The organism is Massilia sp. Masssp93 (assembly GCF_059491295.1).
This window is the reverse complement of sequence record NZ_CP168502.1, coordinates 1,082,907-1,104,688: the sequence shown is the minus strand read 5'-3', so window position 1 is coordinate 1,104,688 and position 21,782 is coordinate 1,082,907. Positions and strand designations below refer to the sequence as shown.

The 21,782-nt window shown below is 67.0% G+C and carries 21 protein-coding genes; 6 read left to right on the top strand and 15 right to left on the bottom strand.

The features are described 5' to 3' along the window. Positions 1–253: 253 nt before the first annotated feature. Both ACEN9Q_RS04820 and ACEN9Q_RS04815 read left to right on the top strand, forming a co-directional pair. Positions 254–1,630 carry a pyridoxal-phosphate dependent enzyme gene (locus ACEN9Q_RS04820; RefSeq protein ID WP_495627544.1) on the top strand — a complete coding sequence of 459 codons (1,377 nt, stop codon included), beginning with the start codon at positions 254–256 and terminating at the stop codon, positions 1,628–1,630. Positions 1,631–1,638: 8 nt separating this feature from the next. Then, positions 1,639–2,823: a trans-sulfuration enzyme family protein gene (locus tag ACEN9Q_RS04815; RefSeq protein ID WP_056447640.1), complete on the top strand. Its 1,185-nt coding sequence runs from the start codon at positions 1,639–1,641 to the stop codon at positions 2,821–2,823. A 122-nt stretch (positions 2,824–2,945) separates the two neighbouring features. On the opposite strand, the gene ACEN9Q_RS04810 is transcribed toward ACEN9Q_RS04815, so the two are convergent. From ACEN9Q_RS04810 to clpS, 3 genes are all read right to left on the bottom strand, one after another. Then, entirely contained in the window at positions 2,946–4,577 is a 1,632-nt protein-coding gene (locus tag ACEN9Q_RS04810; protein ID WP_495627543.1) for a methyl-accepting chemotaxis protein, read from the bottom strand. A gap of 180 nt (positions 4,578–4,757) precedes the next feature. Then, positions 4,758–7,058 (bottom strand): ATP-dependent Clp protease ATP-binding subunit ClpA, encoded by a 2,301-nt coding sequence (gene clpA / locus ACEN9Q_RS04805; RefSeq protein WP_056447385.1) that lies wholly within the window; start codon positions 7,056–7,058, stop codon positions 4,758–4,760. Continuing rightward, positions 7,055–7,357, bottom strand: a complete 303-nt coding sequence (gene clpS / locus ACEN9Q_RS04800) for an ATP-dependent Clp protease adapter ClpS (RefSeq protein WP_027864722.1) — start codon at positions 7,355–7,357, stop codon at positions 7,055–7,057. Before clpS ends, clpA begins: the two co-directional genes overlap by 4 nt. 326 nt (positions 7,358–7,683) lie before the next feature. On the opposite strand from clpS, the gene cspE reads away from it, so the two are divergent. Beyond that, on the top strand, positions 7,684–7,887 hold the full coding sequence (gene cspE / locus ACEN9Q_RS04795) for a transcription antiterminator/RNA stability regulator CspE (RefSeq protein WP_036165387.1): 204 nt from the start codon (positions 7,684–7,686) through the stop codon (positions 7,885–7,887). Positions 7,888–8,048: 161 nt separating this feature from the next. Here cspE and icd read toward each other — a convergent pair whose 3' ends face one another. After that, positions 8,049–9,302: an NADP-dependent isocitrate dehydrogenase gene (gene icd, locus ACEN9Q_RS04790; protein WP_056447638.1), complete on the bottom strand. Its 1,254-nt coding sequence runs from the start codon at positions 9,300–9,302 to the stop codon at positions 8,049–8,051. A gap of 145 nt (positions 9,303–9,447) precedes the next feature. Between icd and ACEN9Q_RS04785 the strand changes: the two genes are divergently transcribed. After that, the gene (locus ACEN9Q_RS04785) at positions 9,448–10,014 is read left to right on the top strand and encodes a pseudouridine synthase (RefSeq protein WP_495627542.1); all 567 of its coding nucleotides are present in this window, start codon (positions 9,448–9,450) and stop codon (positions 10,012–10,014) included. A 132-nt stretch (positions 10,015–10,146) separates the two neighbouring features. After that, a complete protein-coding gene (locus tag ACEN9Q_RS04780) occupies positions 10,147–10,356 on the top strand; it encodes a hypothetical protein (RefSeq protein ID WP_056447381.1) in 210 nt (69 codons plus the stop codon). A 185-nt stretch (positions 10,357–10,541) separates the two neighbouring features. On the opposite strand, the gene rpsT is transcribed toward ACEN9Q_RS04780, so the two are convergent. Continuing rightward, positions 10,542–10,808, bottom strand: coding sequence for a 30S ribosomal protein S20 (rpsT, locus tag ACEN9Q_RS04775; protein WP_056447379.1), 267 nt, complete (start codon positions 10,806–10,808; stop codon positions 10,542–10,544). A gap of 199 nt (positions 10,809–11,007) precedes the next feature. Between rpsT and murJ the strand changes: the two genes are divergently transcribed. Next, positions 11,008–12,552: a murein biosynthesis integral membrane protein MurJ gene (gene murJ / locus ACEN9Q_RS04770; protein ID WP_495627541.1), complete on the top strand. Its 1,545-nt coding sequence runs from the start codon at positions 11,008–11,010 to the stop codon at positions 12,550–12,552. Positions 12,553–12,667: 115 nt separating this feature from the next. On the opposite strand, the gene ACEN9Q_RS04765 is transcribed toward murJ, so the two are convergent. Genes ACEN9Q_RS04765 through ACEN9Q_RS04720 form a run of 10 tightly spaced genes read right to left on the bottom strand, consistent with a single transcriptional unit; the run spans position 12,668 to position 21,781 of the window. Continuing rightward, positions 12,668–13,417, bottom strand: coding sequence for a type II secretion system protein (locus tag ACEN9Q_RS04765; RefSeq protein ID WP_056447375.1), 750 nt, complete (start codon positions 13,415–13,417; stop codon positions 12,668–12,670). Continuing rightward, on the bottom strand, positions 13,404–13,778 hold the full coding sequence (locus ACEN9Q_RS04760) for a type II secretion system protein (RefSeq protein WP_495628915.1): 375 nt from the start codon (positions 13,776–13,778) through the stop codon (positions 13,404–13,406). Before ACEN9Q_RS04760 ends, ACEN9Q_RS04765 begins: the two co-directional genes overlap by 14 nt. A 10-nt stretch (positions 13,779–13,788) precedes the next feature. Continuing rightward, the gene (locus ACEN9Q_RS04755) at positions 13,789–14,268 is read right to left on the bottom strand and encodes a type II secretion system protein (protein ID WP_056447369.1); all 480 of its coding nucleotides are present in this window, start codon (positions 14,266–14,268) and stop codon (positions 13,789–13,791) included. Continuing rightward, on the bottom strand, positions 14,265–16,364 hold the full coding sequence (locus ACEN9Q_RS04750; RefSeq protein ID WP_307189023.1) for a secretin GspD/PilQ domain-containing protein: 2,100 nt from the start codon (positions 16,362–16,364) through the stop codon (positions 14,265–14,267). The genes ACEN9Q_RS04755 and ACEN9Q_RS04750 overlap by 4 nt, the downstream gene beginning before the upstream one ends. Beyond that, positions 16,361–16,954: a hypothetical protein gene (locus ACEN9Q_RS04745; protein WP_495627540.1), complete on the bottom strand. Its 594-nt coding sequence runs from the start codon at positions 16,952–16,954 to the stop codon at positions 16,361–16,363. Before ACEN9Q_RS04745 ends, ACEN9Q_RS04750 begins: the two co-directional genes overlap by 4 nt. Further along, positions 16,951–17,538 carry a hypothetical protein gene (locus ACEN9Q_RS04740; RefSeq protein WP_056447368.1) on the bottom strand — a complete coding sequence of 196 codons (588 nt, stop codon included), beginning with the start codon at positions 17,536–17,538 and terminating at the stop codon, positions 16,951–16,953. Before ACEN9Q_RS04740 ends, ACEN9Q_RS04745 begins: the two co-directional genes overlap by 4 nt. Then, entirely contained in the window at positions 17,535–18,086 is a 552-nt protein-coding gene (locus ACEN9Q_RS04735; protein ID WP_495627539.1) for a PilN domain-containing protein, read from the bottom strand. The genes ACEN9Q_RS04740 and ACEN9Q_RS04735 overlap by 4 nt, the downstream gene beginning before the upstream one ends. Continuing rightward, positions 18,083–18,904 (bottom strand): hypothetical protein, encoded by an 822-nt coding sequence (locus ACEN9Q_RS04730; RefSeq protein ID WP_082548243.1) that lies wholly within the window; start codon positions 18,902–18,904, stop codon positions 18,083–18,085. The genes ACEN9Q_RS04735 and ACEN9Q_RS04730 overlap by 4 nt, the downstream gene beginning before the upstream one ends. Beyond that, complete coding sequence (locus tag ACEN9Q_RS04725; protein ID WP_495627538.1) at positions 18,897–20,597, bottom strand: GspE/PulE family protein; 1,701 nt, start codon at positions 20,595–20,597, stop codon at positions 18,897–18,899. Before ACEN9Q_RS04725 ends, ACEN9Q_RS04730 begins: the two co-directional genes overlap by 8 nt. Beyond that, the gene (locus tag ACEN9Q_RS04720; RefSeq protein ID WP_056447361.1) at positions 20,594–21,781 is read right to left on the bottom strand and encodes a type II secretion system F family protein; all 1,188 of its coding nucleotides are present in this window, start codon (positions 21,779–21,781) and stop codon (positions 20,594–20,596) included. Before ACEN9Q_RS04720 ends, ACEN9Q_RS04725 begins: the two co-directional genes overlap by 4 nt. Position 21,782: the final 1 nt, after the last annotated feature.

Below are 21,782 nucleotides of genomic sequence, written 5' to 3'. Positions count from 1 at the left end.
ACCCAGTGTACGAGTTTATTGCTCTCGGAGCAAGATAGTGCCCGGTCATGCATTCCCAGGTCGACCCGCCACGCGTATGCCAGGTCCGCCTTAACGCGGCCCAACCCACGCGCGCGCGAAAAGCCGTATTATTATTTTTTTACTACGGCCTGGTGCCCGATCGGTGCCAGCTTTTCGCTCGCGGCGCCCACGAGGCCCGCGCACGGGCCCGGCGATATGCTGCGGCGCGCCCGCCCGTTCACACGGAGGCAATATGCAAGACTTGTCGCAAGCTGCACTGTTTTCTCTGATCGGCAATACCCCGATGGTGGAAGTCACCCGCATGGACACAGGCCCCTGCCGCCTGTTCCTCAAGCTCGAATCCCAGAACCCCGGCGGCTCCATCAAGGACCGGGTCGGCCGCGCCATGATCGAGGCGGCGGAACGCGACGGCCGCCTGCAGCCGGGCGGCACCGTCGTCGAAGCGACGGCCGGCAACACGGGCCTCGGCCTCGCCCTCGTCGCGCGCATCAAGGGGTATCGCGTCGTGCTCGTCGTGCCGGACAAGATGGCCTCCGAAAAAATCCTGCACCTGAAGGCGCTCGGCGCCGAAATCCACCTCACCCGCTCCGACGTCGGCAAGGGGCATCCCGAGTACTACCAGGACTACGCGGCCCGGCTCGCGCGCGAGATCCCCGGCGCCTGGTTCGCCGACCAGTTCAACAATCCCGCCAACCCGCAGGCCCACGAAACCACGACGGCCCCCGAGATCTGGGACCAGATGCGCCACGAGCTGGACGCCATCGTCGTGGGCGTGGGGTCGTCCGGCACGCTGACGGGCCTGTCGCGCTTCTTCGCGCGCGTGCAGCCGGACCTGGAGTTCGTGCTGGCCGACCCGCAGGGCTCGATCCTCGCCGACTACGTCAAGACCGGCAAGGTGAGCGAGGTCTCCGGCTCCTGGGCCGTGGAAGGCATCGGCGAGGACTTCATCCCGTCCATCGCCGACATGTCGCGCGTAAAGACGGCGTATTCGATCAGCGACGAAGAGAGCTTCAACACGGCGCGCGACCTGCTGCGCCAGGAAGGCATCCTGGCCGGCTCGTCGACCGGCACCCTGCTCGCGGCCGCGCTGCGCTTTTGCCGCGAGCAGACGACGCCGAAACGCGTCGTGACGTTCGTGTGCGACACGGGCACGCGCTACCTGACGAAGGTGTACAGCGACGGCTGGATGGTCGACCAGGGCCTGCTGCACCGCCCGCGCATGGGCGACCTGCGCGACCTGATCGGGCGCCGCTTCGACGACGGCGAAGTCGTGACCGTCGCCCCGTCCGACACCTTGCTGACCGCCTTCAACCGCATGCGCAGCGCCGACCTCGCGCAGATGCCGGTGGTGGAACGCGGCAAGCTCGTCGGCCTGATCGACGAATCCGACCTGCTCCTGCACGTAACGAGCGAACGGGAGCGCTTCAAGGCGCCCGTCTCCGGTACGATGACGTCCGACCTGCAGAAGCTGGCGCCATCCGCGAGCATGCAGCAGCTGCGCGACATCCTCGACCGCGGCCTGACCGCCGTCATCGCCGACGGCGACCATTTCTACGGCCTGATCACCCGCTTCGACCTTCTCAACCACCTGCGCCGGACCCTGACGTGAGTTATCCTGTGAGCCATCCAGAAGACACCCAAAAACGCCACATCGCCACGCGCGTGATCCATGGCGGCCAGGCGCCCGACCCGGCCACCGGCGCCGTGATGCCGCCCATCTACGCGACCTCGACCTTTGCCCAGGAAAGCCCGGGCGTGCACAAGGGCCTGGACTACGGCCGCTCGCACAACCCCACGCGCTGGGCGCTGGAGCGCTGCGTGGCCGACATCGAAAGCGGCGGCGCCGCGTACGCGTTCGCGTCCGGCCTCGCGGCCATCGCGGCCGTGCTCGAACTGCTCCCGGCCGGTTCGCACATCGTGGCCGGCGACGACATGTATGGCGGCACCTACCGCCTGTTCGAGCGCGTGCGCCGCGTGAGCGCCGGCCACGAATTCACCTACGTCGACCTGACGGACCCGCTCGCGCTGGCGAACGCGCTGCGGCCGGAGACGAAGATGGTGTGGGTCGAAACGCCGACGAACCCGATGCTCAAGCTCGCCGACCTGCACGCGATCGCGCAGCAGTGCCGCGAGCGCGGCGTGATGACGGTGTGCGACAACACGTTCGCGAGTCCCATCAACCAGCGTCCGCTGGAACTGGGCATCGACATCGTCGTGCACTCGACGACGAAGTACATGAACGGCCACTCCGACGTCATCGGCGGCATCGCCGTCGTCGGCGGCCAGGCGCACCAGCAGGCCTGGCGCGAACGCCTCGGCTTCATCCAGAACGCCGTCGGCGCCATCCAGGGACCGTTCGACAGCTTCCTCGTGCTCAGGGGGATCAAGACGCTGGCGCTGCGCGTCGAACGCAGCAACGCCAATGCGCTCGACCTGGCGCAGTGGCTGCAGGGCCAGGCCAAGGTCCGGCACGTCTACTACCCGGGCCTCGCCGCGCATCCCCAGCATGAACTGGCAAGGCGCCAGATGCACGGCTACGGCGGCATCATCTCCATCGACCTCGACACGGACATCGCCGGCGCCCGCCGCTTCCTCGAACAGTGCGAAGTGTTCACGCTGGCCGAGAGCCTCGGCGGCGTCGAGAGCCTGATCGAGCATCCGGCCATCATGACCCATGCGACGATTCCGGCGGACCAGCGCGCGCGGCTGGGGATCGGCGACGGGTTGATCCGGCTGTCGGTCGGGATCGAGCACGTCGACGACCAGCGGGCGGACCTGGCGAAGGCGCTGGCGGCGATCTAGGCCGCGCAATATGAACGTCGTCCCTGCGCAGGCAGGGACCCAATGTCGCGTGCGCCGCGGCGATGCACGCAATACTTGGGTTCCGCCTGGGCGGGAACGACGGTAAGGATGGCGCCGGCGACTCAGGCGTACGCCGGTGCCGGCAATGCCAGCCCGCGGCCTTGCTCGTCCTCGTCTTCCACGACCAGCACGTGACGCCCCGCCTCCTCGCTGCGCACGCGGAACGTGGCCACGACCTCCGTCAACCCCTCCGCCTGCGCGCGCAGCGTCGCCGCGGCGGCCGCCGCCTGTTCGACCATCGCCGCGTTCTGCTGCGTCGCTTCGTCCATGTCGGCGATGACGCCGCGCACCCGGGCGATGCCGGCCGCCTGTTCCGAGCTGGCGCCGTCGATCGCATGCAGCAGGTCGGCCACCTGCTGCACGCGGTCGAGGATCTCGCGCATCGTGCCGCCCGCGGCGCTGGCGATGCCGGCGCCGGATTCGATGGCGCCCGTCGATTCGCCGATCAGGTGCTTGATCTCCTTCGCCGCCGCCGCCGAGTGCTGGGCCAGGTTGCGCACCTCGGCCGCCACGACGGCGAAGCCGCGTCCTTCGGTGCCGGCGCGGGCCGCTTCGACGGCCGCGTTCAGCGCGAGGATATTCGTCTGGAACGCGATGCCGTCGATCATCGCCGTGATGTCGCCGATGCGCGCGGCCGACTGGCGGATCGTTTCCATGCGCTCGACCATCTGCTCGACGGCGCCGGCGCCCTGCCGCGCCACGCCGGATGCGGCCAGCGCGAGCTCGTTGGCGTCGTGCGCGTTGACGTGGTTCTGCTCCACGGCCTCGGTCAGGTCGGACATGGCCTGCACGGTCGCATGCAGGCTGCACGCCTGGGCTTCGGTACGTTGCGACAGGTCGCGGTTGCCGGCCGCGATCCCGGCCGATGCGTCGTCGATCATCTGCGCACTGTCGAGCACCTTCACGACGGTGGCCGACACGGCGCCCGTCATATCGTTCAGCGCGTCGAACAGGCGGCCGATCTCGTCGCCGCGGTCGTGCGCGATGGTGGCCGACAGATCGCCCTTGGCGACGCGCTCGGCGAGCACGACGGCATCCTGCAGCGGCGTGACGATGCTGCGCGTGAGCAGCCAGCCGGCCGCGCAACCGATCAGCAGCGCGGCCGCGCCGAACGCCGGCAGCAGCACGCGGCTGAGCGCGAAGGCTTGCGCGGACGTCGCCGCCATCGCGTGCGCCTCGCGGGTCTGCCAGGCGAGCAGCGCGTCGAGCGCGTGCGTGTAGGCGTCGAACGTCGCCGCCAGCTCGCCGGCCGCCATCTGTTCGACTTCCTGCGTCTTGCCGAGATCCTTGGCCTGGAACACCTGCGCGCGCACTTTCACATAGGCGGCCTTGCGCCGCGCGACGCCGTCGATCAGCGCGCGCTCATCCGTCCTCGAGGCCAGCGCGCCCAGTTTCGCTTCCAGCGCGGCCGCGTTCTTGTCGCCCTGCGCGAGCAGGCCCTGGAAATAATCGGCGGCTTCGAGGCTGTCGCTGCGGGCGATCGCGACGGTGCGTACGCCGTTCAGGCGCGTCACGCCCAGCAACTCCGCCGTCAGCTGCTGGCGGGCCAGTTTATCGTTGACGAGATCGTTCGTGATGGCGTCGGCGGCCTGCATGCGCCACAGCGCGACGAAGGAAATGATGACGATGGCAAGAGACACCACGGCAAAGGCGCCGATGATCTTGGTGCCGGTCTGGAGGTGCGCGAGTCGCATGGGGCAATGTCCGGATGGGAGGGATGCGACCGATTATAGGAATGCCATATGACATCAAAATGAATATATGTGACACACACGCATTCTTTTGTGACATGCGAATGACAAGGCGCGCGTCCTGATCCGGGACGAAAAAAAAGCCCGCACGAGGCGGGCTTTCGTTGCAGCGACCGGGGTCGCTTATTCGATTTCGACGGTCTCGACCGGCTCCGGCGGCGGCGGGACGTCCCCTTCCGGGAACTCGAGGAACACGTCGTCCTTCTCGTTCAGGTCGACCGTGACGCGGCCGCCGTTCACGAGACGGCCGAACAGCAGCTCGTCGGCCAGCGCCTTGCGGATCATGTCCTGGATCAGGCGCGACATCGGACGGGCGCCCATCTGCGGATCGAAACCTTTCTTCGAGAGGAACTTGCGCAGTTTCTCGGTGAAGATGGCTTCGACCTTCTTCTCGTGCAGCTGCTCTTCCAGCTGCATCAGGAACTTGTCCACGACGCGCAGGATGATGTCCTCGTCCAGCGCACGGAAGCTGATGATCGCATCCAGGCGGTTGCGGAACTCCGGCGTGAACATGCGCTTGATGTCGGCCATCTCGTCGCCCTGCGCCTTCGAATCCACGAAGCCCACCGAACGCTTGGTCAGGCTTTCCGCACCTGCATTCGTGGTCATGATGATGATCACGTTGCGGAAGTCCGCCTTGCGGCCGTTGTTGTCGGTCAGCGTGCCATGGTCCATCACCTGCAGCAGGATGTTGAAGATGTCCGGATGGGCCTTCTCGATCTCGTCCAGCAGCAGCACGGCATGCGGCTTCTTCGTGATGGCCTCGGTCAGCAGGCCGCCCTGGTCGAAGCCGACGTAGCCCGGCGGCGCACCGATCAGGCGCGACACGGCGTGACGTTCCATGTACTCGGACATGTCGAAACGTACCAGCTCGATGCCGAGGATGAACGCCAGCTGCTTCGCGACTTCCGTCTTGCCGACGCCGGTCGGGCCGGAGAACAGGAACGAACCGATCGGCTTGTCCTGCTTGCCGAGGCCGGCACGGGCCATCTTGATCGCGGACGCCAGCGCATCGATGGCCGGGTCTTGCCCGAACACGACGTTGCGCAGGTCGCGGTCGATGGTCTGCAGCTTGCTGCGGTCGTCCTGGTTGACGGTCTGCGGAGGAATCCGCGCGATCTTCGCGATGATGTCCTCGATCTCGGTCTTGCCGATGGTCTTCTTCTGCTTCGACTTCGGCAGCACGCGCTGGGCCGCACCCGCTTCGTCGATCACGTCGATCGCCTTGTCGGGGAGGTGGCGGTCGTTGATGAAGCGCGCAGCGAGCTCGGCGGCGGTCGACAGCGCCGACGCCGAATACTTCACGCCATGGTGCTCTTCGAAGCGCGACTTGAGGCCGCGCAGGATCTGCACGGTCTGCTCGACCGACGGCTCGTTCACGTCCACTTTCTGGAAGCGGCGGCTCAATGCATGATCCTTCTCGAACACGCCGCGGAATTCCGTGAACGTGGTCGCACCGATGCACTTCAGCTGACCGTTCGCCAGGGCCGGCTTGAGCAGGTTCGATGCGTCGAGCGTGCCGCCCGACGCCGAGCCGGCGCCGATGATCGTGTGGATCTCGTCGATGAACAGGATGCCGTTCGGCGTGTCCTTGAGCTGCTTCAACACCGCCTTCAGGCGCTGCTCGAAGTCGCCGCGGTACTTGGTGCCCGCCAGCAGGGCGCCCATGTCCAGCGAATACACGACGGCATTCTGCAGGATCTCGGGCACGTCTTCCTGGACGATGCGCCATGCCAGGCCTTCCGCGATCGCGGTCTTGCCGACGCCGGCCTCGCCCACGAGCAGCGGATTGTTCTTGCGGCGGCGGCACAGGATCTGGATCACGCGGTCCACTTCCTCTTCGCGCCCGATCAGCGGGTCGATGCGACCGTCGGCGGCAGCCTTGTTCAGGTTCGTGGTGAACTGATCCAGCGGGCTTTCCTTGGCCTGGCCTTCGACCTGCGCCTCTTCCACGCCTTCCGACGCCTTCTGGCTGTCGATCTGCTGGTCCTTGCGCACGCCGTGCGAGATGAAATTGACCACGTCGAGACGGGTCACGCCCTGCTGGTGCAGGTAGTAAACGGCATGCGAGTCCTTCTCGCCGAAGATCGCCACGAGCACGTTCGCGCCCGTGACTTCCTTCTTGCCGTTCGACGCCGACTGGACGTGCATGATCGCGCGCTGGATCACGCGCTGGAAGCCCAGCGTCGGTTGGGTATCGACTTCGCCGGTGCCGGGCACCGTCGGAGTGTTGTCGCCGATGAAATTCGTCAAGGTCTTACGCAGGTCTTCGATATTGACCGCGCACGCACGCAGGACTTCAGCGGCCGACGGATTGTCGAGCAGCGCCAGCAGCAGGTGTTCGACCGTGATGAACTCGTGCCGAGCCTGCCGCGCTTCGACAAAGGCCATGTGTAGTGATACTTCAAGTTCCTGCGCAATCATACTTCCTCCATCACGCACTGCAGGGGGTGGCCTGCCTTGCGCGCATGCGTTAATACAAACTCCACTTTGGTACACGCTATATCTTTGGAAAACACGCCGCACACGCCTTTGCCATGGCGGTGTACAGAAAGCATGATCTGCGTCGCCGTCTCGCGATCCTTGTTGAAGTACTCCTGGATGATGGCGACCACGAACTCCATCGGCGTGTAGTCGTCATTGAGCAACGCCACCTGATACAAGGGAGGTGGCTTGACTGTCTGCCGCTCCAGCAGCTGTTCGGTATCGTGCTTGGTTGCCATAGGGGTATTCTAAATTGCTTTCGATCTTCGTGTGTGCGGAAACTAACGCTCAGGGTAATCCCATTTGCTTTCCATCTTACGCGTTTTCCAGTTGGTGCGCAGATGGCGGTTCCGTTGCGAAAATCAAGAGCTTGATTTTTGGCCACTATGTAAATTTTTACAACGCGTGTTCAAAACCGCTTGACTTACAAGATTATTGCACCAACAATGCAGTTATTGACATGTACTTATGTACTTGTTGATAAGAAGTGAGCAGGCTGAGGAGGGGGCAAGAAGCTTCTTGCTTTTATGGCTCGTGTGATTTGTTTTTAATCGAAGGTTATTTTATGGCAACAGGTACTGTTAAGTGGTTCAATGATTCCAAAGGTTTTGGCTTCATCACCCCTGATGACGGCGGCGAAGATTTGTTCGCACATTTCTCCGCGATCAATATGAACGGTTTTAAGACCCTCAAAGAAGGTCAAAAAGTCCAATTCGAAGTCACGCAAGGCCCGAAAGGCAAGCAAGCTTCCAACATCGTCGGCGCGTAAGCACCCTCGGAAGCAGAAAGCCCCGCTACGGCGGGGTTTTTTTATGGCGCAACGCACAAAATACGCCTGCCTCACGCGCCCAGCATCGCACTCTCTATATATTAGTGGAGAAAACAAAAAGCCCCGCATGGACGGGGCTTGATGTGCGTCAATAAAACTGCTTACATATTCTCGATCATGACCTCGCCAAAGCCCGAACACGATACCTGGGTGGCGCCCTCCATCAGGCGCGCGAAGTCGTAGGTGACGCGTTTCGACGCGATCGCCTTTTCCATCGAACTGATGATGAGGTCGGCAGCCTCCGTCCATCCCATGTGGCGCAGCATCATTTCGGCCGACAGGATCAGCGAACCCGGGTTCACGTAGTCCTTGCCCGCATACTTGGGCGCGGTGCCGTGCGTCGCTTCGAACATGGCGACCGAATCGGACATATTGGCGCCCGGCGCGATGCCGATGCCGCCGACCTGCGCCGCCAGCGCGTCCGAGACGTAGTCGCCGTTCAGGTTCAGCGTGGCGATCACGCTGTACTCGGCCGGGCGCAGCAGGATCTGCTGCAGGAACGCGTCCGCGATCGAATCCTTGACGACGATGTCCTTGCCCGTGCGCGGGTTCTTGAACTTGCACCACGGACCGCCATCGATCAGCTCGGCGCCAAATTCGCGTTGCGCCAGCGCATAGGCCCAGTCGCGGAACCCGCCTTCCGTGTACTTCATGATATTGCCCTTGTGGACAATGGTCACGGACGGCTTGTCGTTGTCGATCGCATACTGGAGCGCCTTGCGCACAAGGCGCTCCGTGCCGTCGCGCGACACCGGCTTGACGCCGATCGCCGAGGTCTCCGGGAAGCGGATCTTGCGCACGCCCATCTCGCGGGTCAGGAACTCGATGACCTTCTTTGCCTCGGGCGACTCGGCCGCCCATTCGATGCCGGCGTAGATATCTTCCGAGTTCTCGCGGAAGATCACCATATTGGTCTTGTGCGGCTCGCGCAGCGGCGACGGCACGCCGGTGAAATAACGCACGGGGCGCAGGCAGACGTACAGGTCGAGTTCCTGGCGCAGCGCGACGTTCAGCGAGCGGATGCCGCCGCCGACGGGCGTCGTCAGCGGGCCCTTGATCGACACGACGTACTCGCGCACGACGTCCAGCGTTTCGGCCGGCAGCCACACGTCCGGGCCATAGACCTGCGTCGATTTCTCGCCGGCAAACACTTCCATCCACGCGATCTTGCGCCGGCCGCCGTAGGCCTTCGCCACGGCCGCGTCGACGACCTTGAGCATCACGGGCGTGATGTCGACGCCGGTGCCGTCGCCTTCGATATAGGGAATCACCGGCTGGTCGGGGACCTTCAGCGTGAAGTCCGGGTTGACGGTGATCTTCTGACCATCGGTAGGTACTTTGATATGTTGAAGCATCATGTTCTCCGAAGTGGGCGCACGGCGGGTCGCGAAGGCGGCGTCAGCCCGCCAGGTCTGCGATCTCCATTAGAATAGTGATATGGCCGTCGGTCTTGTCTAAGACGCAACACTGGCACAACATTATGCACCAAATCCATTCTTCATGTCCCTCATCCTGTTCAACAAACCCTTCCAGGTACTGTGCCAGTTCTCGCGCGAGGACGACCGCGAGACCCTCGCCGACTACCTGACCATCCCGAATATCTATCCGGCCGGGCGCCTCGACGCCGACAGCGAAGGCCTGATGCTGCTCACGGACGACGGCCGCCTGCAGCACCAGATCGCCCACCCCGACCACAAGGAAGCGAAGACGTATCTCGTGCAACTGGAGGGCGTCGCCGACCGCGCCGCGCTCGATCGGCTGCAGGCCCCCATCGACCTGGGCGACTTCACGACGAAGCCGTGCCGCGCGAGCCTGATCGCGGCACCGGACTGGCTGTGGCCGAGAAACCCGCCCATCCGCGTGCGCCAGGACAAGCCGACCAGCTGGGTCGCCATCACGCTCGAGGAAGGCAAGAACCGGCAGGTGCGGCGCATGACCGCCGCCGTCGGCCTGCCCACGCTGCGCCTCGTGCGCTCGAGCATCGGCCCGTTTTCGCTGGCGACGCATCCGCTGATGCCCGGGGAATGGATGGAAGTGCCGGCGGCGGCCGTGGGCGGCAAGGGTTGACGGGTTGAGGAAAATCAACCTTTCTAAAAGTTAATGTGGGAGCGACAAAAGCCTGTCAACCGGCAACTCTTGGGCATCGTTAAGGGAACAGATTCACCGTTGTGGATCACCTTCTTCTTAAAGGAACCCGAAATGTCCAAACTGATCGCTGGCCTGGTTGCTTCCCTGTTCGCCGTTTCCGCATTCGCCGCGCAAGCTCCGGCCCCGGCCGCAGCCGCTCCGGCCGCATCGACCACCGCCGAGCCGGCCGCCGCTCCTGCGAAGAAAATGAAGAAGCACCACAAGAAAGCCAAGAAGGCCGCTGCCGCCGACGCTGCTGCTGCCGAGCCGGCAACCAAGTAAGCTTCTCGACATCCAGCAGGCTCCGGCCTGCCAAGGAAGCAGCCTGCCAGGCTGCTTTTTTATTACCCAAAAACGGGCTCTGACCCCGGTTTCAGGCAACAAAAAACCCGCCGGACGTGGTCGGGCGGGTTTTTCATCCACGCTGGACGCGGCCTGCGGCCGCGCGTGCGTTGCTGTCGGGTGTATTAAGCCGACAGTGCCTTGAGGGCGGCAGCCAGGCGGCTCTTGTGGCGAGCGGCCTTGTTCTTGTGGATGATTTTCTTGTCAGCGATGCTGTCGATGGTCGACACGGATTGCTGGAAGATTTGCGAGGCGGCGGCTTTGTCGCCAGCCTGGATGGCCTTGCGGACGGCCTTGATTGCGGTACGCAGGGTCGAGCGCTGGGCCGAGTTGTGTGCGTTTTGCTTGACTGCTTGACGAGCGCGCTTGCGTGCCTGTGCGGTATTTGCCATGGAATTTCCTAATCGGGGTCAAGTTGCGTTTGCAAACATTCAAACCGGCCCATTCCAGTGCCTGCCAAACGAGTGTCTGCTAACAGAATTCAATACAGCCCTCGATTATAGCGAAGGTTTCATCGCAGGGCAAATCCTCGTTCGCATTTCGTCAGCGCAAAGGGTTCTGGAGGCACTAGCCCAGCTATAATCGCGGGCTATGAACCTACTCAAGACCCTGGCAGCCATCTCGAGCATGACGATGCTGTCCCGTATCACCGGCCTGCTGCGCGACTCCCTGTTTGCCCGCGCCTTCGGCGCCAGCGACTACACCGACGCCTTCAACATCGCCTTCCGCCTGCCGAACCTGCTGCGCCGCCTGTTCGGCGAAGGGGCGTTCTCGCAAGCCTTCGTGCCGATCCTGGCCGAATACAAGAGCCAGAAAGGCGACGCCGCCACCCGCACCCTCGTCGACCACGTGGCCAATACCCTCGTGTGGGCGACGCTGGCGACCAGCATCATCGGCATCATCGGCGCGCCCGTCGTCCTGTACGTCATCGCCAGCGGCCTCAAGGGCGCGGCGTTCGATGCCGGCGTCGTCATGACCCGCCTCATGTTCCCGTACATCCTGTGCATGTCGTTCGTCGTGCTGGCCGGCGCCGTGCTGAATACCTGGCGCGAATTCAAGATCCCGGCGTTCACGCCCGTGCTGTGGAACCTGTCCTCGATCTTCTTTTCGCTGTTCATGGTGAAGTATTTCGAGGTGCCCGTCTATTCGATGGCCGTGGCCGTGATGGTCGGCGGCGTCCTGCAGGTCGGCATCCAGATTCCCGCCCTGCAGCGCATCGGCATGCTGCCGCGCCTGTCGTTCAATCCCCTCGCCGGCCTGACCGATCCCGGCGTGCGCCGCATCCTCAAGAAGATGGGCCCGGCCGTGTTCGCCGTGTCGGCCGCCCAGATCAGCCTGCTCATCAACACGAACATCGCGTCGCGCCTGGGCGCCGGCAGCGTCTCCGTGCTGCAGTACGCGGACCGGCTGATGGAATTCCCCACCGGCATGCTGGGCGTGGCGCTGGGCACGGTGCTGCTGCCCAGCCTGTCGAAGGCGAACGCGGACGGCGACACCGCCGAATACTCCGCCCTGCTCGACTGGGGCCTGCGCCTCACGTTCCTGCTCGCGCTGCCGGCGGCCGTCGGCCTGGCCGCGCTGGCCGAGCCGCTGATCGCCACGCTGTTCAACTACGGCGCCTTCAACGCGCACGCCGTCACCGCCGCCACGGCGCCGCTGATGGCCTATGCGGCCGGCCTGCTGGGCATCATCCTCGTCAAGATCCTCGCCCCGGCCTTCTATGCGCGCCAGGACATCCGCACGCCGGTGAAAATCGCCGTCGGCGTGCTCGTCGCCACGCAGCTGATGAACATGGTGTTCGTGCCGGTACTCGGCGTGGCGGGACTCGCGCTGTCGATCGGCCTGGGCGCCTGCATCAACGCGACGTTCCTGTTCACGGGCCTGCGCCGGCGCGCGATCTACGTGCCGCATGCGGGCTGGCTGCCGTTCTTCGTGAAGGTCGTCGTGGCCGTCGCGCTGATGGGCGCCGTGGCGTGGTTCAGCCAGGCGCAGCTCGACTGGGCCGCGCTGCGTGCCCACGCCGTGCTGCGCGCCGGCGCCCTGTTCCTCATCATCGGCGCCAGCGCGAGCGTGTATTTCGCCGCGCTGCTGGCGCTGGGCTTCCGTCCGCGCCAGTTCATGCGCCGCGCCAAGTGACGGGCCGGTCCGCCTGGGCACTCCTTGGCGGGGACCCACTTTACGCGGGCGGCCTTTCAAACTTGGGTTCCCGCCTCCGCGGGAACGACGTAAAACTTATGCCGCTGGCTTTTCGTTAGTCAGATAGACCCTGGCGGCCGTCGTCCGCGGCGGACGGCGCGGGCTCCCCGTCTTTCTCCAACGGTGCCGGTGCCGTCACGGCCGGCTCGGACGGCGCGGGCGCCGGACTGTCGTCCGGCCGCGCCGTGTCCGACTGCGTCGCGCCCCGCCCGGGAAACAGCGACGGTTGCTCCGGCGGCGCGCCCGCGGGCGGCGCCTGGAACAGCGACGGCTGGCCCTGCGCCTGGGGCTTGCCTTGTGCCAGCACCTGGCCCTGCACGAGGCCCTGCCCGGTCGCCACGAATTTCCAGTCCGAGATGTGCTGCTTGTTCTCGAATCCGGAAAAGCGCGCGTCGAAATGCGCCACCTTCAGCGGCTTCGCCTTCGACAGGCTGTACACGGCCAGCACGCCGCGCCGCTCGCCCGGATTGGCCCACACGATGCCCCACTCGGCCTTGCCGGTCAGCGGGTCGACGTAGATCTTGCGCAGGTGCCGGCGCACGCCGGGAAAGCGCGGGTCCTTCAACAGTTCCTGCAGCGACGGCGGCTGCGACGGCTGGCCCTTGGGCGTCGCCTCGGCATACGTGCGCAGCGCTTCGCTGAACGCGGCGCCCGTCTCCAGCAGGTCGTCCTCGGCCTGTGCCCTGCGCAGCAGCGAGTCGACCTTCAACGTGGCCGCGCCGACGAGGCCGATCACGGTCACGAGGATCACGAGGCCGAGGTAGGTGAAGCCGCCCTCGCGCCGGAGCGCTTTACCATTCCGCATACGGTGTGCCGTTGCGCCCCGAACCCGGCGCGCCGCTGCGGATGTTGTAGACGCCGCCCTTGTCGCCGTCTTCCGGCGGGACGACGATCCAGGCCGAGTCGCTGTCGGCGATGGGGTCGAACGGCAGCGCCGGCAGGTATTTTTTCTCGACGAGCTGCTGCAGCGATTCCGGATAACGCCCGGTATCTTCATGAAACTGGTCGATGACGGCGCGCGTGTTGCGCAGGTTCTCGGCCAGGATCGTCTCCTTGGCGCTGTCGACCTTCGGGAAGAAGCGCGGCACCGCGAGCGTCAGCAGCAGCGCCACGATGCCCAGCACGACCAGCAGTTCGATCAGGGTGAAGCCCAGCTTGCGTTTCATCTTCATGCGCTCACCAGCGGTCGTAGGGGATGCCGTTCAGCCCGACCTTGCCCGAGGTCGAGTAGACGTCGTACACGTCGTCCCCTTCCTTCGGCTCGTCCGGCTCGCTGGCGTAGCTGCGCTTGCCCCAGGTCTCGGCGTCCTTCAGGTCGGCGTCGCCGTTGAACGGGTCGCGCGGCAGGCGGCGCAGAAAATAGATCTTGGCTTTCTTCGGGCTCCGCTGGTCGGGCACGCCCTCGACCAGCACCTCCAGTTTCGGCGGATACCCGGAAGCGCCCGCCGCGCGCGCGACGCGGCCCTCGTCGCCCGCCTTCTTGTAGGCGTCGATGGCGGCGCGGATCTCGCGCAGCGCGAGGCGCAGCGCCTGTTCGTGGCGGCGCTGCAGCACGACCTGGGCGGTCGGCACGACGAGCGTCCCGAGCAGCGCCAGGATCGCCAGCGTGACGAGCAGCTCGATCAGCGTGAAGCCGCGCGGGCGCCGGGCGTTCATTTCTGGTTCGGGAACGCGGCCTGCGATGCCGGCACGCGGTTGGCGGCCGGCTGGGGCATCGGCATGACCTCCGGCTGCGGCAGCGGCGTGATCTGGATCGGCGGCGCGGACGGCAGTTCCGACGGCGCCACGGACGCCGGTGCGGGCGGCAGCGCGGCGCTGGCGCCGACGCTGCTGGCCGGGACCATCCCGCCCTGCACGTTCGCTGCCGCGGGCGGCGGCGCATGCGGTTGCGCGGGCGCCTGCGCGGGCTGCGCCGGCACCGGCACGCGCGCAGGCATGCCCGGCAACGCCCGCGTGCCCTGGGCCGGCAGCTGCACCGGCGAGCGCACGCTCGTGTCGGGACGGCGCCGGAAGCTGGCCTCGGTGCCGGCGCTGAATTCGGAACTGGACGCCGGCGGGCGCTGCAGGTTGCGGATCAGGTGCGGCGTAATCGACAACACCACCTCGGTCTTGTTGCGGGTGTCCTGCTGGCTGCCGAACAGGCGGCCCAGGATCGGAAAGTCGCCGAGGCCAGGCAGCTTGGTGCTGCTCGACCGGTCCTCGTTCTTGATCAGGCCCGCCAGCACCTGGTTCTCGCCATCCTTCAGTTGCAGCATCGTGGACGCCGAGCGCGTGCCGATGCGGTAGGCCGTCGTGCCGCCCTTCGTCGTGACCGTGTCGACGAGGTTGCTGACTTCGAGCGAGATGCGGATGCCGACCTCGTTGTTCAGGTAGATCGTCGGTTCGACGTCCAGCTTCAGGCCGACGTCGACATAGTTCACCGACTCCGACGCGAAGCCGCCCACGCCCGACGAAATCGTCGTCGTGATGGTCGGCAGCTTGTCGCCGATGACGACCTTGGCCTTTTCCTTGTTGCGCACGCGGATGCGGGGCGCGGCCAGCGTTTCGGAATCGCCGTCCGTCTTGCTCGCGGTGATGGAACCGGCGACGCCCGTCACGCCGATCGTCTGGCTGTTCAGGTGGTGCAGCTCGTCGATCGTGATCGCGCCGCCCGTCGCCGACAGCAGCGGCGCGAACGCGAGGCTCGTGGGCCAGTCGACGCCCAGGTCGAGCAGGCGGTTGCGCTGCACTTCCAGCACCTCGACGTCCAGCATCACCTCGGCCTCCGGCACGTCCTGCAGCGCCACCAGCTGCGACGCCAGCTTCACGGCTTCCGGGGTGTCGCGCAGGATCACGAGGTTGAGCTTCTCGTCCACCACCACGTCGCGCGATTTCAGGATCGTCTTGAGCGTGTTGCCGATCGTCTTGGCGTCCGTATTCGCCAGGTAGAAGGTCTTGACCGTCATCTCCTGGTATTCCTTCTGCTTGGCCGCGATGTTCGGGTAGATCAGGATCGTGTTGCCGTCCATGACCTGCCGCTCCAGCTGGTTGGTCATCAGGAGGTAGTAGATGGCCGCTTCCACCGTGCTGTTCTTGAGAAAGATGGACGCGCGCTGGTCCGTCTTGACGTCCTTGTCGAACAGGAAGTTGAGGCCCGAGTGGCGCGCGATGACTTCGAAGATCTGCTTGAGGGGCGCGTCGTGGAATTCGAGATTGATGGGCGTGCGGAACACGGCCGCCAGCGCCGCCTCGGGCGAGTTGGCCGCGATCTTCTCGTTGACTTCGGCCAGCAGCCGGCGCGCCGCTTCATGGGTCGGGCGCTCGGTCAGGATGGCGGTGAGCTTGGTTTTCGCCGTGTCGTAATCCTTGCGCTCCAGCGCGGCGCGCGCTTCGCCCATCAGCACGCCGTGGCGATGGTCCGCCTCGACCTGGCGCAGGCCGGCCCGCGCGCGTTCGTTGAGGGGATCGATCGCCAGCACGCGCTCGTAATCGGCCACGGCCAGTTCCGGCTTGCCGTCGGCCAGTTCATGGTCGGCCTGGGGCAGCAGGCGGTTCGTCGCGGCGTCGCGCGCGCGCAGGAAGGCGGCCTTGTAGACGACGTTGGCCGGATCCGCGGCCAGCGCTTCGCGGTATTTCGACAGTCCCGCCTCGACCTTGTCCTGGGCCACGAGCTCGTTTCCTTCGCGGTAGGCCATTTGTGCCGCGCAACCGGACAGCAGGAGGGCGAGCAGCGCGGGGAGCAGGCGGCGGGCCAGAATGGGGCGAGCGATCAATCGAATACTCCAATATTGAGCTGTTGAACCTGGTTCAGCGGCAGGTAGGTCAGGGTCAGGACCGGCGGGGCGATCGAATCGACGCGGTACGTCCCGTCGATCACGGCACCCTTCTCGCGCACGACATAGATGCGTGCGCCGCGCGCCAGGTAGACCTCCCAGGCGCCGTCGCCGACGGACTTGCCGATGAAGGTGAAAGGCAGCGGCGGCGCGGTGGGCGGCGGTGGCGGCGGGGGCGGCGGCGCGGGCTGTGGCGGCGGCGGGGGCGGCGTCCAGTCCTGGTGCGCGAACGGACCGGCGCCGTTCTGCCCCTGGCCGAACGCGGCGTCGCCGTCGCCGATCAGCGTGTCGCGCGGCACCAGCGCGAGGATCGCCTGCGCTTCGCCCGCCTCGCCGGCCTTCGCGGCCGGCGCCGCGGCGGGCGCCCGTGCGGGCACCGGCGTGCGCACGAGCGCCGGCTGCGCGGGACGCACCAAAGGTTCGGCGATGCCCCCGGTTGGCGCCTTGTCGCCGAACGCGGCCAGCAGGCCCGCGCCGGCGAGGGCCAGCCCGAGGATCGCGTGGCGCGGCTTGATCCCGCCCGTCTTCATGGCTGCGGCTTCCCGTCGCGCAGGTACAGCGTCAGGCGCAGGCGCGCTTCCACCGTCGCGTCGCCGATGGCGTCGCGGTGGAAGGTGATCTCGTCCAGCGATGCGAACGGGATCGCGCGCAGCGCCGCCATCGCGAACTGCCAGATCGACGCATAGCTGCCTTTCACGGGCAGGTTCACTTGGTACGTGTAGACGTGCGCGTTGCGGTCGTAGCCGGGCTTGTACTCGCCCTGGCGCAGCACGAGGCCGGACTTGGCCGCGAGGGCGAACAGCGTCTTGACCTGCTGCTCGGCGCCGTGGCGCTCGCCCAGCGCGCCGTAGAACGCGGCGAGGTTGTCCGGGGCCGGGGCGGGCGCGGGTGCCGGCGCGGGCGCGGGTTGCGGCACGCGCGCCGCTTGCGCTTTCTGCTTCGCCTGCGCGGCGTACGCTTCCTGCGCGCGTTCCATTGCCCACACGGCGTTCAGCGTCCACGCGAGCCCGCCGGCCATGACGGCCAGCGCGATTGCGGCCGCCAGCACGATCGGGTTCGCGCGCAGCAGCGTCAAACGCAGCCGCAGCATGGGCGAGGCGAACGTCGTCTTCATTGGGCGGCCCTCCACTGGGCGTCGACCTGGAAGCGGATCGGCCGGTTCGGGTCCTGCTCGTTGATCTCGTGGCGCGCCAGCAGCACGGTGGTGAACCACTCGATGCGCTCCAGCTGCTCGACGTAGGCGATCATGTCGTCGCTGCTCTTCGCTTCCGCCGTGATGCGCACGGTGCTCTTTTTCGCGTCCGGCTCGAGCGCCAGCAAAGCGATGCTGGCGGGCGTCGCCGCCTGGACCGCGTCGTGCAGGCCGCGCCACGGCAGGTTCAGCTGCTGCACGGACGCGTTGACGGCGCCGGCCTGCGCGGGCGGCACCGTGCGCGCAGGCGCCGCCACGGGCGCGCGCGCGGCCGCGCGTGCCCGCGCCTCGGCCACCTGCGCCGTGCGTTGCGCCTCCATGCGCTGCAGGCCGCGGTACTGCGCGACCGTGCTGGCCAGCGGCCCCACGAACGCGACCGCCGCGATCAGCAGGCTCCACGTCCCCGGCGGCGCGCGATACCAGGTCCGGGCGAGGCTCGGCGGCGCGAAATCGATGCGGACTTTCTTCATGGCGCCCTCCCCGTCAGCGCGAGCCGCGCGCAATCGGGCCACAGCGGATCGGTCTCGTCCTCGAACAGCGTACAGGCGAATTTCAACCGTCCCGCGCTGCTCGCCCAGCCCGTCGGCGCCGGCCCGCAGATCTGCAGGCGTTCCGGCCGCGACAGGCCCACGCGCAACGCCTCGCGCGCCACGTGGCCTTCCAGCCAGTCGCGGTCGGCGCCGGCCGGTATCGGGGCCGTGCGCACCGCGGCGAGCAGGTCGCCGTCGAACGCGGCCACGGACAGCACGCCGCCGTGCACGACGCCGAACCACGCCCCCGCGCGGCGCACGCGGCGGTGCTGGTTCATCGCGGCGACGAACTGCGGCACGATCTCGACGAGCCTGAAACGCTGGCTGGATGCCGCCGCCGTCAGCTGTTCGAGCAGCGCCAGCGGCAGCGCGGCCGCGAGGAACGGACGCGCGGCGTCCCAGTCGGCGCTGATGCTCCAGCCGCCGAGGCCTCCGCCGAACAGCGCCTGGTAGCGCAGCGCGGCCGCGGCTTCCAGGTCGGCCAGGCGCGCCGCGCCCTGCGGCGGCGTCACCTGCCACAGGCGCACGAGATCGTCCGACAGCACCACCGTCGCCGGCAGGCCGGCCACGTCGTGCTCGCCCAGCAGCATGCCGAGCGCGGCGCCGAGCGACACCGGATCGGCCCCCGTCGCCGCGACCTGGCCCAGCAGGCGCGCGCGCTCGTGCGGCCAGATGCTGGTGCGCACGAGCGCCAGCGCGTCCGGAGCGATCCCGATGCGCAGGGACTGGCCGAAGCCGGACTTGAACGAACTAAGCATGCAGCGTGACCCTCCGGATTTCCTCGATCGTCGTGGCGCCGCGCTTGACGAGATCCAGCGCCGCCAGGCGCAGGCTGCGCGTGCCGTTGGCGGCGGCCGCCGCCTTGATGCGGCGGATCGGCTGCTTGTCGACGATCAGTTCGCGGATCTCGTCGTTCAGCGTGAGGATCTCGGCAATCGAGCGGCGCCCCTTGTAACCCGTGCCGCGGCAATCGCCGCAGCCCTGGCCGCGCATGAAGACGTAGTCCGCCACGTCCGCGCGCGCCAGGTGGGCGGACGCCAGTTCCTCGTCTGCCGGCGTGTACTGCACGGCGCAGCGCGGGCAGTTCATGCGGATCAGGCGCTGCGCCCAGATGCCGTTCAGCGCCGACACGAACGCATACGGATCGATCCCCATGTGCGTGAAGCGGCCGAACACGTCGAACACGTTGTTGGCGTGGACCGTCGTCAGCACGAGGTGGCCCGTCAGCGCCGACTGCACCGCGATCTCCGCCGTCTCGCGGTCGCGGATCTCGCCGACCATGATCTTGTCCGGATCGTGGCGCAGGATCGAGCGCAGGCCCTTCGCGAACGACAGGCCCTTCTTTTCGTTGACGGGGATCTGCAGGATGCCGGGCAGCTGGTATTCGACGGGGTCCTCGATCGTGATGATCTTTTCGCGGCCGTTGTGGATCTCGGTGAGCGCGGCGTACAACGTGGTCGTCTTGCCGGAACCCGTCGGCCCCGTCACCAGCAGCATGCCGTAGGCCTCCTGCGCGAGCGCGCGCAGGGTGACCAGCGACGGCGCGTCGAAGCCCAGCGCTTCCAGCGTCAGCGAGCCGTAGGCTTCGATCATCGCGCGCTTGTCGAGGATACGGATGACGGCGTCCTCGCCATGGATGCTGGGCATGATCGACACGCGCAGGTCGATGTCGCGCCCGGCCGACTCCACGCGGAAGCTGCCGTCCTGCGGGACGCGGCGCTCGGCGATGTCCAGTTCCGCCAGCACTTTCAGGCGCGAGATGATGTGCTCCGCCAGCTCGACGCCGCCGACCGAGGCCGCGTGATCGAGCACGCCGTCCACGCGGTATTTGACGGCGAGGCCGCCGGCAGTGCTCTCCAGGTGGATGTCGGAGGCGCCGGCCTTCAGGGCGTCGTACAGGGTCGAGTTCACGAGCTTGACGGCGGGGCTCGCGGCTTCCGACACGGACGCGAACGACAGCACCGTCGCGCTCTTGCCGTCGCGCCGGTCGGAGGCGTTCGCGCCGGTGTCGCCGCCGAGCGTGTCGACGGCGCGCGCGGACTCCTCGTGCTTGCCGAGGTAGGCCTGGATGTCGGATTGCAGCGCGAGCCGCAGGTGCAGCGGCGCCGCCGCCGTCGCGCCGGCCTGCGCCTGCAGCCATGTCTGCAGATCGAGGTCGAACGGATCGGCGATCACGCCCGTCAGGCGTTTCGCGTCGTCGCGCAGCAGCACGCAGTGGCGCGGCAGCGCCTGCGCCAGCGGCAGCAGGTCGAACGCGGGCTGCTGGCCGAACATCTCGGGCGTTTCCATGACCGTGAGGCCGAACGGCCCGGCCAGCAGGCTCACGATCTCGCGCGGTTCCAGGCCGGACAAGCCTTGCAGTTCCTCCACGAGCGAACGGCGCGACTGCCGGCTCTGTGCGCGGGCGCGGGCGAGCAGCGCGGCGTCGAGACTGGCGAGGGGCGCGTTCACGACATGTCTCCGGCCAGGTCGAAGATCGGCATGTACAGCAGCACGACGATGGCGCCGACGACGAGGCCGATGGCCGCCATCAGCAGCGGTTCGAACGTGCGCGTGAAGCGGTCGATCCAGCGCCCGATCTCGCCATCGTAGAACGCGGCCGAGCGCGTGAGCATCGTGCCCATCGCGCCCGTGCGCTCGCCCACGCGCAGCATGCGCAGCGAGATCGGCGTCGTGAGGCCGTTGGCCTCGAACGCGTCGGACAGCGGCCGTCCCGCCTCGATCGCGGCGCGCGCCGCGCGCAGGCTGCCGGCCACCGCCGGCGACACCATGCCCTGCACGGTGTCGATCGCATTGACGAGCGTGATGCCGCCTTCGTTCAGCATGCCCAGCGTGAGGTACAGGCGCGAGAGTTCGTAGATGCGGGCGCGCTCGCCGATGCCGGGCAGTTTCGCCAGCAGGCGCGCGGCGCCGCCACGTTTCAACGCGCGGCGGATCGCCACCGTGGCGCCGGCGACGGTGGCCACGAAGCCGATCAGCAGTCCGGCCGCGTGGCGGCCCGCGAACTGGCCCCACTCGAGCATCATGCGCGACATCCACGGCAGGTTGCGGCCCGCGCCCTGGTACACCTCGGCGAAGCGCGGCACGACGTACGACATGAGGAAGATCGACACGCCGCCGCCCACGAGCAGCAGGATCGCCGGATAGATGGAGGCGCTGACGACCTTGGCGCGCACGGTATCGATGCGCTGCTGGTATTCGATATAGCGTTCGAGTGCGCGCGGCAGGTCGCTCGTGCCTTCCGCCGCCCGCACGATGCCCACGTACAGCGGCGGAAACAGCGCCGGCTGCGCGGCCATCACGGCGGACAGGCGCTTGCCTTCGCGCAGGCCGGCGAGCAGGCGTTCCAGCACGCCGCGCGTGGCGGGACTGGCTTCCTTTTCCAGCAGCGCTTCCAGGCCTTCGACGATGCCCAGGCCCGCCGTCAGCAGGGCCAGCAACTCCTGGCTGAACAGCACGAGCGACAGTTTGCCGCCGCGCTGGCGGCGCAGCAGCGGCGCGTGCACGGGTTCGATGGCGCTGACGAACAGCCCGCGCGCCTCGACCTGGCGGCGCGCGTCCGCCTCATCCGGGGCGTCGACGAGCACGCTGGCGATGTGCATGTCCGGTGCTAGGGTGCGTACCGCGAACTGCATG

Coding starts and splice junctions, on each gene's coding strand:
- ACEN9Q_RS04820 (WP_495627544.1), top strand. CDS start 254: ATGCAAGACTTGTCGCAAGCTGCACTGTTTTCTCTGATCGGCAATACC.
- ACEN9Q_RS04810 (WP_495627543.1), bottom strand. CDS start 4,577: ATGCGACTCGCGCACCTCCAGACCGGCACCAAGATCATCGGCGCCTTT.
- clpA (WP_056447385.1), bottom strand. CDS start 7,058: ATGATTGCGCAGGAACTTGAAGTATCACTACACATGGCCTTTGTCGAA.
- clpS (WP_027864722.1), bottom strand. CDS start 7,357: ATGGCAACCAAGCACGATACCGAACAGCTGCTGGAGCGGCAGACAGTC.
- cspE (WP_036165387.1), top strand. CDS start 7,684: ATGGCAACAGGTACTGTTAAGTGGTTCAATGATTCCAAAGGTTTTGGC.
- icd (WP_056447638.1), bottom strand. CDS start 9,302: ATGCTTCAACATATCAAAGTACCTACCGATGGTCAGAAGATCACCGTC.
- ACEN9Q_RS04785 (WP_495627542.1), top strand. CDS start 9,448: ATGTCCCTCATCCTGTTCAACAAACCCTTCCAGGTACTGTGCCAGTTC.
- ACEN9Q_RS04780 (WP_056447381.1), top strand. CDS start 10,147: ATGTCCAAACTGATCGCTGGCCTGGTTGCTTCCCTGTTCGCCGTTTCC.
- rpsT (WP_056447379.1), bottom strand. CDS start 10,808: ATGGCAAATACCGCACAGGCACGCAAGCGCGCTCGTCAAGCAGTCAAG.
- murJ (WP_495627541.1), top strand. CDS start 11,008: ATGAACCTACTCAAGACCCTGGCAGCCATCTCGAGCATGACGATGCTG.
- ACEN9Q_RS04765 (WP_056447375.1), bottom strand. CDS start 13,417: ATGCGGAATGGTAAAGCGCTCCGGCGCGAGGGCGGCTTCACCTACCTC.
- ACEN9Q_RS04760 (WP_495628915.1), bottom strand. CDS start 13,778: ATGAAACGCAAGCTGGGCTTCACCCTGATCGAACTGCTGGTCGTGCTG.
- ACEN9Q_RS04755 (WP_056447369.1), bottom strand. CDS start 14,268: ATGAACGCCCGGCGCCCGCGCGGCTTCACGCTGATCGAGCTGCTCGTC.
- ACEN9Q_RS04745 (WP_495627540.1), bottom strand. CDS start 16,954: ATGAAGACGGGCGGGATCAAGCCGCGCCACGCGATCCTCGGGCTGGCC.
- ACEN9Q_RS04740 (WP_056447368.1), bottom strand. CDS start 17,538: ATGAAGACGACGTTCGCCTCGCCCATGCTGCGGCTGCGTTTGACGCTG.
- ACEN9Q_RS04735 (WP_495627539.1), bottom strand. CDS start 18,086: ATGAAGAAAGTCCGCATCGATTTCGCGCCGCCGAGCCTCGCCCGGACC.
- ACEN9Q_RS04730 (WP_082548243.1), bottom strand. CDS start 18,904: ATGCTTAGTTCGTTCAAGTCCGGCTTCGGCCAGTCCCTGCGCATCGGG.
- ACEN9Q_RS04720 (WP_056447361.1), bottom strand. CDS start 21,781: ATGCAGTTCGCGGTACGCACCCTAGCACCGGACATGCACATCGCCAGC.